Annotated in this window: 17 protein-coding genes; 9 read left to right on the plus strand and 8 right to left on the minus strand. The window is 62.4% G+C overall.

Going from position 1 to position 11,769, the window contains the following annotated elements:
• From VN856_RS07270 to VN856_RS07280, 3 genes are all read right to left on the minus strand, one after another.
• The coding region (locus VN856_RS07270; protein ID WP_325687574.1) for an SDR family NAD(P)-dependent oxidoreductase at positions 1–395 on the minus strand (395 nt) is incomplete at its 3' end.
• Positions 389–1,630, minus strand: coding sequence for a cytochrome P450 (locus tag VN856_RS07275; RefSeq protein WP_325687576.1), 1,242 nt, complete (start codon positions 1,628–1,630; stop codon positions 389–391). The genes VN856_RS07270 and VN856_RS07275, both read right to left, overlap by 7 nt.
• 28 nt (positions 1,631–1,658) lie before the next feature.
• Complete coding sequence (locus VN856_RS07280) at positions 1,659–2,342, minus strand: TetR family transcriptional regulator (RefSeq protein ID WP_325687578.1); 684 nt, start codon at positions 2,340–2,342, stop codon at positions 1,659–1,661.
• Positions 2,343–2,628: 286 nt separating this feature from the next.
• Between VN856_RS07280 and VN856_RS07285 the strand changes: the two genes are divergently transcribed.
• Together VN856_RS07285 and VN856_RS07290 are read left to right on the plus strand one after the other, a co-directional pair.
• Positions 2,629–4,509, plus strand: coding sequence for a bifunctional diguanylate cyclase/phosphodiesterase (locus VN856_RS07285; RefSeq protein ID WP_325687580.1), 1,881 nt, complete (start codon positions 2,629–2,631; stop codon positions 4,507–4,509).
• Between the two features lie 8 nt (positions 4,510–4,517).
• Complete coding sequence (locus VN856_RS07290) at positions 4,518–5,186, plus strand: TetR family transcriptional regulator (protein WP_414686893.1); 669 nt, start codon at positions 4,518–4,520, stop codon at positions 5,184–5,186.
• A gap of 14 nt (positions 5,187–5,200) precedes the next feature.
• On the opposite strand, the gene VN856_RS07295 is transcribed toward VN856_RS07290, so the two are convergent.
• On the minus strand, positions 5,201–5,563 hold the full coding sequence (locus tag VN856_RS07295; RefSeq protein ID WP_325687582.1) for a PAS domain-containing protein: 363 nt from the start codon (positions 5,561–5,563) through the stop codon (positions 5,201–5,203).
• A 256-nt stretch (positions 5,564–5,819) separates the two neighbouring features.
• On the opposite strand from VN856_RS07295, the gene VN856_RS07300 reads away from it, so the two are divergent.
• Together VN856_RS07300 and VN856_RS07305 are read left to right on the plus strand one after the other, a co-directional pair.
• Positions 5,820–6,641: an SDR family oxidoreductase gene (locus VN856_RS07300; protein ID WP_325687584.1), complete on the plus strand. Its 822-nt coding sequence runs from the start codon at positions 5,820–5,822 to the stop codon at positions 6,639–6,641.
• The gene (locus tag VN856_RS07305; RefSeq protein WP_325687586.1) at positions 6,638–7,027 is read left to right on the plus strand and encodes a carboxymuconolactone decarboxylase family protein; all 390 of its coding nucleotides are present in this window, start codon (positions 6,638–6,640) and stop codon (positions 7,025–7,027) included. Before VN856_RS07300 ends, VN856_RS07305 begins: the two co-directional genes overlap by 4 nt.
• A 23-nt stretch (positions 7,028–7,050) precedes the next feature.
• Here VN856_RS07305 and VN856_RS07310 read toward each other — a convergent pair whose 3' ends face one another.
• Positions 7,051–7,392 carry a metal-sensitive transcriptional regulator gene (locus tag VN856_RS07310; protein ID WP_414686894.1) on the minus strand — a complete coding sequence of 114 codons (342 nt, stop codon included), beginning with the start codon at positions 7,390–7,392 and terminating at the stop codon, positions 7,051–7,053.
• Positions 7,393–7,518: 126 nt separating this feature from the next.
• Here VN856_RS07310 and VN856_RS07315 point away from each other — a divergent pair, with 126 nt between their 5' ends.
• A complete protein-coding gene (locus VN856_RS07315) occupies positions 7,519–7,857 on the plus strand; it encodes a hypothetical protein (RefSeq protein ID WP_325687588.1) in 339 nt (112 codons plus the stop codon).
• Positions 7,858–7,926: 69 nt separating this feature from the next.
• Here VN856_RS07315 and VN856_RS07320 read toward each other — a convergent pair whose 3' ends face one another.
• Genes VN856_RS07320 through VN856_RS07330 form a run of 3 tightly spaced genes read right to left on the minus strand, consistent with a single transcriptional unit; the run spans position 7,927 to position 9,871 of the window.
• The gene (locus VN856_RS07320; RefSeq protein ID WP_414686895.1) at positions 7,927–8,349 is read right to left on the minus strand and encodes an arsenate reductase ArsC; all 423 of its coding nucleotides are present in this window, start codon (positions 8,347–8,349) and stop codon (positions 7,927–7,929) included.
• Positions 8,349–9,437: an ACR3 family arsenite efflux transporter gene (arsB, locus tag VN856_RS07325; protein ID WP_414686896.1), complete on the minus strand. Its 1,089-nt coding sequence runs from the start codon at positions 9,435–9,437 to the stop codon at positions 8,349–8,351. Before arsB ends, VN856_RS07320 begins: the two co-directional genes overlap by 1 nt.
• On the minus strand, positions 9,434–9,871 hold the full coding sequence (locus tag VN856_RS07330) for an ArsI/CadI family heavy metal resistance metalloenzyme (protein WP_325687590.1): 438 nt from the start codon (positions 9,869–9,871) through the stop codon (positions 9,434–9,436). Before VN856_RS07330 ends, arsB begins: the two co-directional genes overlap by 4 nt.
• A 98-nt stretch (positions 9,872–9,969) precedes the next feature.
• Between VN856_RS07330 and VN856_RS07335 the strand changes: the two genes are divergently transcribed.
• From VN856_RS07335 to VN856_RS07350, 4 genes are all read left to right on the plus strand, one after another.
• Positions 9,970–10,329 carry an Rv2640c family ArsR-like transcriptional regulator gene (locus VN856_RS07335; protein WP_325687592.1) on the plus strand — a complete coding sequence of 120 codons (360 nt, stop codon included), beginning with the start codon at positions 9,970–9,972 and terminating at the stop codon, positions 10,327–10,329.
• Positions 10,330–10,434: 105 nt separating this feature from the next.
• Positions 10,435–10,755 carry a metalloregulator ArsR/SmtB family transcription factor gene (locus tag VN856_RS07340; protein ID WP_325687594.1) on the plus strand — a complete coding sequence of 107 codons (321 nt, stop codon included), beginning with the start codon at positions 10,435–10,437 and terminating at the stop codon, positions 10,753–10,755.
• On the plus strand, positions 10,752–11,234 hold the full coding sequence (locus VN856_RS07345) for an SRPBCC family protein (RefSeq protein WP_325687596.1): 483 nt from the start codon (positions 10,752–10,754) through the stop codon (positions 11,232–11,234). Before VN856_RS07340 ends, VN856_RS07345 begins: the two co-directional genes overlap by 4 nt.
• A partial coding sequence (locus VN856_RS07350; protein WP_325687598.1) for a maleylpyruvate isomerase family mycothiol-dependent enzyme occupies positions 11,234–11,769 on the plus strand: 536 nt, incomplete at its 3' end. The genes VN856_RS07345 and VN856_RS07350, both read left to right, overlap by 1 nt.

Below are 11,769 nucleotides of genomic sequence, written 5' to 3' on the forward strand. Positions count from 1 at the left end.
AACGCGAAGTGCCCGAGATGGTTGGCGCCGAATTGCAACTCGAATCCGTCGTCGGTCTGCTCGCGGGGGGGCGGCGTCATCACGCCTGCGTTGTTGATCAACACGTCGATCGGCCGGCCCTCGGCAGCCAGCTCCTCCCCCAGTGCCGCAACACTTCTCAGCGAGGAGAGGTCGAGATGTTTGATCGCCATTTTGGCGGCGGGAACGTCGGCGCGGATCTTCTCGATCGCCGCCTCTCCTTTAGCCCGATCGCGGATCGCCATCACGACATCGGCACCCGCCATCGCGAGTCGTTTGGCCAAGCCGAATCCCAGGCCGCTGTTAGCGCCGGTCACCACCGCCAGTCGACCCGAAAGATCGGGCACGACCAGAGTGAGATCGTCGCTGTTCACCATGTGACGGGCAACTCGTAAATCCCGTACGCCAATGCGTCGTGTTTGAACGGCAGCTCGTCGATGGGCACCGCCAGCCGTAGGGTCGGGATGCGGCGCAGCAGGGTATGCAGGACGATCTGCAGTTCCATCCGGGCCAGTTGCTGCCCGACACATTGGTGTCGACCGTAGCCAAAGCCGACGTGCGGGTTGTCCTCTCGTTGCAAATCCAGCTGGTCCGGGTTGGGATAGCGACGGGCGTCCCAGTTGGCCGGCGGCACGTCGAGGATGATGCCCTCGCCGGCGCGAATCACTTCGCCGCCGATTTCGATGTCCTCGGTGGCGATTCGACGCTGCCCGGTCTGAATGATGCTGAGGTAACGCATCAATTCTTCGACGCCCACGGCGATCACCTTCTGATCGTCGGTGTCGCGCAGCAGCGCCAACTGGTCGGGGTGCTCTAGCAGCGCAACGATCGCCAGGCTGATCATGTTTGCGGTGGTCTCGTGTCCGGCGATCAGAACGCCGGTGGCCAACTGTGCCGCCTCCCGGACACTGAGCTCTTCGGCGTTGACCCGCTCGGCAAGGTCACCCACCAGATCTTCGGTCGGGTTCTCCATTTTGGCGCGAACCAGTTTGGCGATGTATCTGGCGAGTGCGGTCGCACCTTCGGCCGACTCCTCGGCGCTCGCATAGCGGCCCATCCCTCGACTGGCCTGCTCTTGGAAGAACTCCGCGTCCGAATACGGCACGCCCAGAAGCTGACTGATCACCAGCGACGGGACCGGAAGCGCCAGTGCGTCGACCAGATCAGCCGGCTGTGGGCCCGCGAGTATCGCGTCGATGTGGTCGTCGGTGATCTTCTGGACCGCGGGACGCAACCCCTCGACCCGCTTGAAGGTGAAGGGTTTGGACAGCATGCGCCGAAATGTGGTGTGCTCCTCGGCATCTGCGGTGAATACGGAGCGGGGCCGCTTGTGGACGGTGGCCAGCATGCCTTCGTTCCAGTGCGGGTAGCCCGGCTTGCGGTCGTCGACACTGGCCCGGGAGTCGCTGAACAACGAGCGGATCGCCTCGTAGCCGGTGATCAGCCAAGGCGTGCTGCCGTCCCAAATTCTCACTCGGCTAAGGGGTTTGACGGCGTTGAGTTCCAGCGCGACCGGAGCGGGGGCCAATGGGCAACCCGCCGCGCGGGTCATCGGATAGTCCGGAATGTTCGAGGCAACGTCACCGGGATGTCCGGTCAAGGTGTCAGACATAAGCTCCTTCTCCCATGGCGAACTCAGATCAGTGCGGTAGCGAGGCCTGGGCGCGGTGAACCGGCGATTGCCACAGGCCGACGATCGCGTCAATCAGCCCTTCGGCCGCGATCGGCCAGGTGGACCGCGACCGCGGCCCGTGTTCGGCGAGCTCACCTTCATGCTCAGCACACGTGTGCATCAACAGGTTTCGAGCCATCACCATCCGCTCAAAGCGAACCCGCTTCGGCAGATCGGGCAGACAACGGTTAATACCGTCGATCGCCTGGACGAGCACCGGCGACCCGAGTGCGTCCTTGGTCACGACTTGCCGATAGGTCGGGTCAGCCATCGCCAGCGCGGCGAAGCGGGCATACCAACTCGGGTTGCCCAGCGCGGTCAGGTGGTCGGTGAGCGGGCGCACCAGCGTGCCCACCCAGTCCCGCAACTCCGTCGAGCTCTCGATGCCCGCCAGCATCTGGGCGCGCAGTTCCTCGATGGGCACTCGGTGCTTGCTTTCGATCGCGCGCAGCAGATCGGTCCTGGTGCCGAAGTGGTAGCACGCCGCCGCGTTGTTGCCTTGGCCGGCCGCTTCGCTGATCTGCCGGTTCGACACCGCATACATTCCGCGTTCGGCGAACAACCGCTCGGCAGCGGACAAGATCGCTTCTCGCGTACCGGTGGACCGATCGTTACGCAGGACTCTGGCTGCGGTCACCGACTCAGTGAACACCGGCGAATGAGTTAAATCAAGCAGTTTATTTAACTGGTGGATGCGAGGCGAAAGGCCGGACTTTCGACCGTCGAATCCACCGTGATAGTCCGGAAACCATCGATCTTGGCGGGCATTGTCCAACAGGACGTACCGCATGTCGCTAACAGCGACGTTGCGCATGCTCGGCGTATATACTTCGCCGAACTGCTGCGCCCCGAATTCGAACTTAGATTAAACAGACGCTTAGTACGCCAGACCAGACTCTGACGCGGCACCCGACTTACGCCTCACATCGGAGGGGACCTTGCCACGCAACCTGGTCACCCGCGTCGCCACCAGATTGATGGAGACGACGGCGTCGACTGTTGCCGAGGTCAATGAGCAGGTGCTCGCCGAACTCGTCGAGCACCTCGACATCGATGGCGCCTTCCTTCGCCACAACGACCACAAGATACGGGTGTCGAAATTGGTTGCGGTATGGCCGCCGCGACGCGATCCGTCAGTCCCCGATTCTGCGGCCGTTGCCCACTTCAGTAGCGCCGACCCGGTTCTGTCGTTGTGCGAGCACGGCAAGAAGCTGGCGGTGATCAGACTGGAGCTCTCCGACCCGGTTTGCGCGCGCTGGATAGCGGCCTCGCAGGAGCGGTGGGGCATCGACCCGGGCAAGATTACGGCGCCGTCGGCTGCCGCAGCTCCCTTGATCTCGGGGGGCGTCACCACCGGCCAGCTGGTCTGCGTGAAATTTCGTCGCAAGAAATGGCGGCCCGACGAGCTCAACACCATCCAGACGGTTGCATCCCTGCTGGCGCAGCTCCAGGCCCGTATCGCTGCCGAGGAGAAGCTTCGCAACCTCGCCGAACACGACGATCTGACCGGCCTGCACAACCGGCGCGCGTTGATGGCGCATCTGTCCGAACGACTGGCGGCAGGTCAACCTGGACCCGTTCCGGTGTTGTATCTCGACCTGGACCGGCTGAAGTCGATCAACGACTATCTCGGCCACACCGCAGGTGACTGGTTCATCCGGACATTCGCCGAACAGCTGCAGATGAAGGCCGGCGCCAAAAGCATGACCGCCCGCCTCGGCGGAGACGAGTTCGTCGTCGTGCCCGATCGGGCGATGTCGATCGAGGCAGCGGAGAAGACCGCCGAGGAACTGTGCGCGGCGCTGCGCGATCGGATGTCCCTTGGCGGTCACATGATCACCCGCACCGTCAGCGTCGGTGTCGCAGTGGGCATACCGGGCCGCGACAACACCAGCGACCTTCTGCATCGCGCGGACGAGGCGGTCTTGACGGCCAAGCGGGCCGGGGGTAACCACGTCGCGGTCTCCAGCGATGACATATCGCTGCAGCGGCTCTTCCGGAACGACATCGAGCTGCATCTGCGGGGCGAAATCGACAACGACGCGCTGCTGCTGCACTATCTGCCCGAGGTCGACCTGTGGACCGGCGCGATCGTGGCTGTCGAAGCGCTCGTCCGGTGGCGGCATCCGACCTGGGGGCTGCTACTGCCCGAGTCGTTCATCGGCGTCGCCGAATCTGCAAACCTGGGCGGGGAGTTGGGCCGTTGGGTCATGCGAACCGCAATCGGGGAGTTCAGCCGCTGGCGTTCGCGCGGCGTCGGGCAGAACACCACGTTGCGGCTCAATGTGTCTCCCGCCCAGCTGGTCAGCCGAGGCTTTGTGAGCAGCGTCGCCGAAACCATCGACGAGTTCGGCATCGACGGTGGCTCGGTGTGTCTGGAGATCACCGAACGTGCCGTGGTTCGTGACATCGACACCACCCGCAAGACCCTCGAGGCGCTGAAGGAAGTCGGCGTCCAGATCGCCATCGACGACTTCGGCACCGGTTATGCCGTTCTGTCGCATCTGAAGTCGCTGCCGGTCGACACGCTCAAGATCGACACATCCTTCGTTCGCGACCTGGGCACAAGTAGCCGTGACCTGGCGATCGTCCGGGCGATCATCGGCCTGGCCGAAGCCTTCGACCTGCAGCTGGTGGCCGAGGGTGTGGAAACGCCGGCCGCCGCACTGACCCTGATGCGACACGGTTGCCACCGAGCGCAGGGTTACCTGTTGTCTCGGCCCCTGCCTAGCCACGCGATGGAGTCGCTACTGTCGTCGCGCTGGATGCCAATGCCGTTCCTGGCCGACAGCCAGGCCCTATCCGCGACAACGATCTGACAACAAACATGAGCGAAGTAACCGACAAGCGTTCCGATACGACGCGCGAGCAAATCCTGCGAGCCGCGGCGCACCAGTTCGCCCAGCGTCCGTATTACGCCGTCGGCCTCGACGACATTCTCGCCGAGGCGCAGCTGACCAAGGGCGCGATGTACTTCCACTTCCGCTCCAAGCATGCGCTGGCGTTGGCGATCGTCGACGAGCAGACCGTCAGGTCCGGCGCCGCATTCCAGGAGTTGTTCACCCGCAAGCTGTCCGGGCTGGAAACTCTCATCGACGTCTCGTTCCTGATCGCCATGGCCGACATGACCGAAGACATCACCCGGGCAGCTTTCAACCTGCTCGAGTCGGTCGGCCGCACCGAGAAGCTGCAGGAGCGACTGCTCGGCGGGTGGGTCGAAATGCTCGGCGAGATCGTCGGACGCGGAATCCGTGAGGGTGACATCGTCGATCGCGGCGATCCCCAAGACATCGGACGCCTGCTGGTGTCCATTTATATGGGGCTGCGTCAGGCCAGCAACCTGGACGACCCGGCGGTACTGCTCGGTGACTACCAGAAAGCGTTGTCGACGGTGTTACGCGGAATCGTGCAACTCGACAAGATCGATTACTTCGCGCAATTCTTGAAACGTCGCACCGCTCTGGCGATCAAGGCCGTTTCGCCGCCGGAGATTTAGGACAACTGAAGCGGCTAGCGCTCGTCAAGCCACAACTGCTCGGTCAAGTCTTGAAACGTCGCAAGCGCAATATCGTCATCGGCGCGGATCAGCGCCGACCTGCTCATCAGCGCGCGCACACTCGACCCGTCCCGATGGGCCAACTCGACTACCTCGTTGGCCAGGGATTGCAAGACCGTGACCGCGGGCTCCGTGGTGAGCGGCAGCTGGAAGATCTCCTCGAACTTCATCGACACCACGTCGGCGGGGTCCCGGCCGACCATGTCGGAGAATGCCGAATTAGCGAACACCAGCGCGCCGTCGTTCGCGATCGCGAGCACTGGAACCGGAATCCGCTCCAGCACAACCAGAGCAGGCAACTGCTTGAGGGTGGCCATCGGCGAAAGGCTCGTCTGGACGTTACGGCGTCGCTCCACGAGCTGATTATGGTCCATTTGAGCAACGGGTAAGTGCGCTTGTTATTTAATGGGCGCAGATTTTGACGTTTCTGTGAAGCGTTTACAGGCTATTGAACGTTCGCAAGTTGCTGTTCAGCCGAACGCCGTGACCGGTGCCGGCGGAACGAACACGGATTCCACCTCGGAGTATCGTTTGCCCGATTGCATTTGCCGGTAGTCGACGGGCTGAGAACGCATGGACACTCTCGACGGCAAGGTCGCCGTCATCACCGGTGCGGCCAGTGGGATCGGTCGCGCGATCGCGCACTCGCTGGGTCGCCGGGGGACGCAGATCGTTGCCGTTGACATCAACGCCGACGGGGTCGCGGCGGTGGTGGCCGAACTGCGGGAGCTTGGCGTGAACGTCGCCGCCCGCACCACAGACATCGGCGATCCGATCGCTTTCGACGGCATCCGAGATACCGCACTGGAGCGGTTCGGCAAGGTCGACATCGTGGTCAACAACGTCGGTGTGCTGACTAATGGCCTACCACAAGACATCCCAGCGATCGAGTGGGAGCGAATTCTCAACATCAACCTGATGTCGGTGGTGCGCAGCAACGCCACTTTTGTCCCGATGCTGCTCGACCAGGGCAGCGGCCATATCGTCAACACCGCATCGTTCGCCGGCTTGTTCACCTACTCGTACGACCGCATGCCCTACGCGGCCAGCAAAGCCGCCGTCGTCCAGATCAGCGAAGGACTCGCTCTTTATCTGCGCCCCAAGAACATTGGCGTCAGCCTGCTCTGCCCGGGGCCCGTACTGACCAACATCGCATCGAACGTGCCCACATTCGGCGGCGGCACGGCCCTGCGTACACCGGGCGAGCAGTTTGAATTGTTCGACGCCGCGCGGGTCGGCGAACTGGTTGCCGACGCGATCCTGCAGAACCGCTTCTTCGTTCCGACCCATCCCCAAGTGACCGACGAGCTGCGCCGCCGCGTCGAAAACTGGGATGCCTACTTGGATTACCAAATCTCCCGCGAACCCCTGGCACCGAAAGGCAACAACTCATGACCGACGCCCACGTCGATGGCCTCGCTGTCTTCAAAGAGCTGCTGCCCGGCCTGATCCCCGATGAGGTCACCAGCATGCGCGACGACGGCTTCGCGGGCGAGCTCGGCGAACTGAGTCTCGAGCATGTCTTCGGTGCGCTGTGGACGAGGCCCGGGCTCGATCGCCGCTCCCGCAGCCTCGTCACACTCGGGGCGCTCATCGCGCTCCGCGCCGGCGAGGAATTGAAGTTTCACTTCCCGATTGCGTTGCGCAACGGGCTGACCGTCGAAGAGCTCGAAGAGGTGGTCTATCACCTGACTGGCTACGTCGGCTTTCCGGCGGCGACATTGGCCCGCAACGTCGGGCGCGAGGTACTGCCTAAGCCGGACCGCCGATCCGGCAGCTAGAAAAAGACGCGTCCACAGCGCCGCTACGAGCTATGGGCTTTCACAGCCTCGTCGGTAGTCGTACCGTTCAAGCAATTATCTGGTCCAGTCAGGGCGGGACTGAACTTGAGGGCGTCGACTAGTTCGGCTATGGCCTTGTCACCCTGCCCGCCGACGACGGCCTCCGAAAAACAGGTTTCCAGGTGGTTGTGCAGCATGACCCGGTTGGTGCGCTCCAAGGCCGACTGCACCGCAGAAATCTGCTTCATCACATCCACGCAGTAGGCGTCGGATTCCAGCATTCGGATGATCCCGTCCAGATGGCCACGGACTGTTTTGAGCCGGTTGAGCGCGGAATGCTTTTTGGCCGTCAACTCCTCTGACATCAGCGTCCCCTTCCAGCGGCGCGCGCCCACCCCGGTGCCGGGGTGAACAACGCCTAGCCTAGCGTACCCCACCCCACCCAGGGTGGGGTAACATGACCGTCGTTAGTCCAACACAGGAGGATCACCATGGCCGATACAACCGACGTTGCAACCGACGATCCGGGCACCACACAGCCGACCAGGCCCAGCCGCCTGAATCAGGCGCTGGCGTGGGTGGGCATCGTCGCCGGCGGACTGTTCGTTGTCGGCGCGATTTTCTTCTCCGGCTTCTTCTTGAACTGGAGCGAGCACATGCACATGCAAATGGGTCATGCCGCGATGGGCCACGAATCGAAGGATTGCTGCGCCGATATGAAGATGGGCGACATGAAGCCGGGCGATATGAAGCCAGGTGACATGAAGCCGGGTGCGATGGGACCTGAGATGATGGGGCCTGGAATGATGGGCATGCCGTCGGGACGCTAACCCGTTGAGGCGCAACGGTTTCCACCGAGTGAGATCATGCGCCGAAACCTCAGTGCCGGGCCTAGCGCGTCATGCGCCGGGCTCGGCACTGACTGCTAATTGGTCGAGCAGCGTGCGCACCCGCTGTTCGATCTCGTTGCGGATCGGTCGTATCGCCTCGAGTGATTGACCGGCGGGGTCGGCGAGAACCCAGTCCTCGTAACGGCGCCCGGGTAGGACCGGGCAGGAGTCGCCGCAGCCCATGGTGATCACCACGTCCGCGGCTTCGAGCATGTCCATGGTCCACCGCTTCGGTTGTTCGGTCGCGATATCGATGGCCTTTTCGGCCATGGCCGCGATGACGGCGGGGTGTAGTTCGTCGGCAGGTTCAGACCCGCCGGAGTAGACATCGGCCCGGGTGCCGGCGAAGTGTTTGAAGAATCCCATGGCCATTTGGGATCGGCCTGCGTTGTGGGTGCAGAGGAACAGCACGGCGGGCTTTGTGCTCGCCATCAGGCGAGGCTTTCGTGGGTGGCAGGAGCGAATCGTCTTCTCAACGCTAGTGATACGTAGACCAGGGCGACAAGCACCGGCACTTCGATGAGCGGGCCCACGACACCGGCGAGTGCCTGTCCTGAGGTTGCTCCGTAGGTGGCAATCGATACGGCGATGGCTAATTCGAAGTTGTTGCCCGCAGCGGTGAACGCGAGGGTGGTCGTACGTGGGTATCCCAGTCCGAGAACCGCGCCCAAGAGGTAACCACCACCCCACATGATGGCGAAGTAGGCCAGCAGTGGTACCGCGATGCGGAGCACGTCGAGAGGACGGCTGCTGATCTGATGGCCCTGCAGCGCAAAAAGAATGACGATGGTGAACAGCAGGCCGTAGAGCGCCCACGGTCCAATTTTCGGCAGGAACGTCGACTCGTACCAGTCGTGTCCTTTGGCGTTCTCGCCGAAACGTCGGGTGAGATAGCCGGCGAGTAGGGGGATGCCGAGGAAGACGAGCACGGATTTGGCGATCTGCCACGGCGAGGTGCTGATGGCGCTCTGTTGCAGGCCGAGCCAACCGGGGAGAACCGACAGGTAGAACCACCCCAGGGCGGCGAACATGACTACCTGGAAGATGGAGTTGAGCGCGACCAGCACTGCTGCGGCTTCGCGATCACCGCAGGCAACGTCGTTCCAGATGATCACCATCGCGATGCAGCGGGCCAAACCGACGATGATTAATCCGGTGCGGTAGTCGGGCAGATCGGGTAGCAGTAGCCACGCCAACGAGAACATCAACGCGGGTCCGACTAGCCAGTTCAGCACGAGTGAGCTTGCCAGCAGCTTGCGGTCGCCGGTCACGGTGTCCAGTCGGTCATAACGAACCTTGGCCAGCACCGGGTACATCATCACCAGCAGACCGATCGCAATAGGCAGTGAGATCCCGTCAACCTGAACATGATTCAGAGCAACATTGAGCCCGGGAACGAGTCGCCCGAGGAGTAAGCCAACGACCATCGCGATGCCGATCCACACCGGCAGAAGCTGATCGAGCCGCGACAACCTATCCACCGGAGCAGAAGGCGCCTCAGGTTGCGCCAGTCGGCTCACGATTCGCCCGCCGTGTCCTCACTCGTCGCTGTGGCGCAGCATGGACTACCAGCGTCTCTGCCAAATGACTCGGAGTCCGCGAGAACTGTGTACACCTCCCACTTCTCACCGGCGGGTCCGGTCACCCACACCTTGTCCTGGGTTGCGAAGCAGCAGGTCGTGCCGAGTTCCTCGTCGGTGAACATTTCCTCGTTGGTCAGGCGGGCAATCTCGGCGTGGACGGCAGCGCTCGACTCCACCTCGACGCCGAGGTGATTGAGAGTTCCACCGTGGCCACGGTTTTCGATGAGGACGAGCTTCAACGGCGGCGCGGAGACGGCGAAGTTTGCGTAGCCGGGCTTGACCTTGGCAGGCGTGGTGTTGAACAGCTTGGAGTAGAACCCGATGGCCTCGTCGAGGTTGTCAACGTTGAGGGCGAGTTGAACGCGGGACATGGCGGCTCCCTTTACCTCTGTGGCTTATGTCGAACTACTGACTCCCCTGATGATGCCACCTCTTCGATATATGTCAATCCTTGTGGCAAGATGGTGGCATGCCGAAGACGTTGCCCGTGTTGGATGTCTCCACCCCGGTGCGATGCTCGCCCATGGCCGCGGGCCCTATCGATGACAAGGCGGCGCTGGAGATTGCGTTGCGGCTCAAGGCATTAGCCGACCCGATTCGAGTCAAGCTCGTTTCGCTGCTGTTTAGCGCCGATGATGGTGAAGTGTGCAACTGTGACCTCGCCGTAGCGGTTGGCCTCGGTGAATCCACGGTGAGCCATCACCTCACACAGCTACGGCGGGCCGGGTTGGTCGAGTCCGAACGACGCGGCATGAACGTCTACCACCGAGCGCGCCGCGAATCCCTAGCGGCACTGTGCACGGTGCTCGATCCGAACTGCTGCCGCTAGCCTGACCACAGGTGGCCCCAGGTCGTCACCGCCGGCGTAACTGCGAGGCAGTTTGGGCCCTGGCCGATGGATTAAGCCGTCTCGGTAAGTCTAGACTTACCGTTCGTGGTGACTTACGAAGCTGCCGAGGCATGGGCAGCCCTTGCTGATGGCACTCGGCGAGCGGTTTTCAAGCGTCTTGCCGGTGGGCCGATGGCGGTGGGCGAGCTAGCCCACGACCTGCCTGTCAGCAGACCAGCCGTGTCTCAACACCTCAAGGTGCTCAAAAGCGCCGGACTTGTCTTGGACCGTGCCGTTGGCACAAGACGGGTTTATCAACTGAATCCGCAAGGTATCGAGGCACTGCGGACGGAGCTTGACGTGTTCTGGGGCAAGGCTTTGGACGCATACAAACTGATTGCCGATGAAGAAGGACGGGACCGATGAATCCATCAGGAGTCGAGCCGATTCGAAAGAGCATCGTTGTCAACACCGGCGTCGAGCGAGCATTCGCGCTTTTCATCGATCAGTTCGATGCCATCAAGCCGCGCGAACATAACCTGCTGTCCGTTCCCATCGCCGAGACGGTATTTGAGCCGCGCGCCGGTGGACGTGTCTACGACGTGGGTGTCGACGGTAGTCGATGTGAGTGGTCGCGTGTACTCGCCTACGAGCCACCTTCTCGGGTAGTGATTTCGTGGGACATCGGACCAACGTGGCAACTGGAGGCCGATCCGGCCAAGACGAGTGAAGTCGAAGTGCGCTTCATCGCCGAATCCGATGACCGCACTCGGGTCGAACTAGAGCATCGCCACCTTGACCGACACGGTGAAGGCTGGCAAGCAGTGGCCGACGGCGTTGACGGCGATGCTGGATGGCCTCTTTATCTGAGGCGCTACGGCGACCTGGCGGCGGAGGCTTCGTGATGAGCACGGACGACAAATCCCTCATGGACATGGCGTATGACGAGCGGAGTGACCTTGCCGCATTTCTTGACACTCTGACGGCACAGGAGTGGCACGCCCCGAGTCTCTGTGACAAGTGGAAAGTCAAAGATGTTGTTGCGCATGTCGTCAGCTATGAAGAGTTGAGCCCACTTGGGCTGGCCATGCGGTTCGCGAGGGGCTTGGTCGTGCATGCCAACGAGGTAGGCGTACGAGAGTTCGCACCGATGTCGCCCGATGAGTTGGTGCAGTTCCTTCGCCGGCACCTACGCCCGAAGGGACTTACCGCTGGCTTTGGCGGCATGATCGGACTCGTCGATGCAACCGTCCACCACCAGGACATCCGTCGAGCACTTGGACACCCACGCACGGTGCCGGCTCAACGGCTGGAACGTATCCTGCCGCTGGTACCCGGAAATCCACGGCTCGGCGCAGGCCGCCGAATCAAAGGATTACGACTGGTAGCGACCGATGTCGCATGGCGACACGGCGACGGACCAGAAGTTCACGGAACCGG

It is taken from the genome of Mycobacterium sp. (assembly GCF_035603715.1).
Taxonomy (GTDB): Bacteria; Actinomycetota; Actinomycetes; order Mycobacteriales; family Mycobacteriaceae; genus Mycobacterium.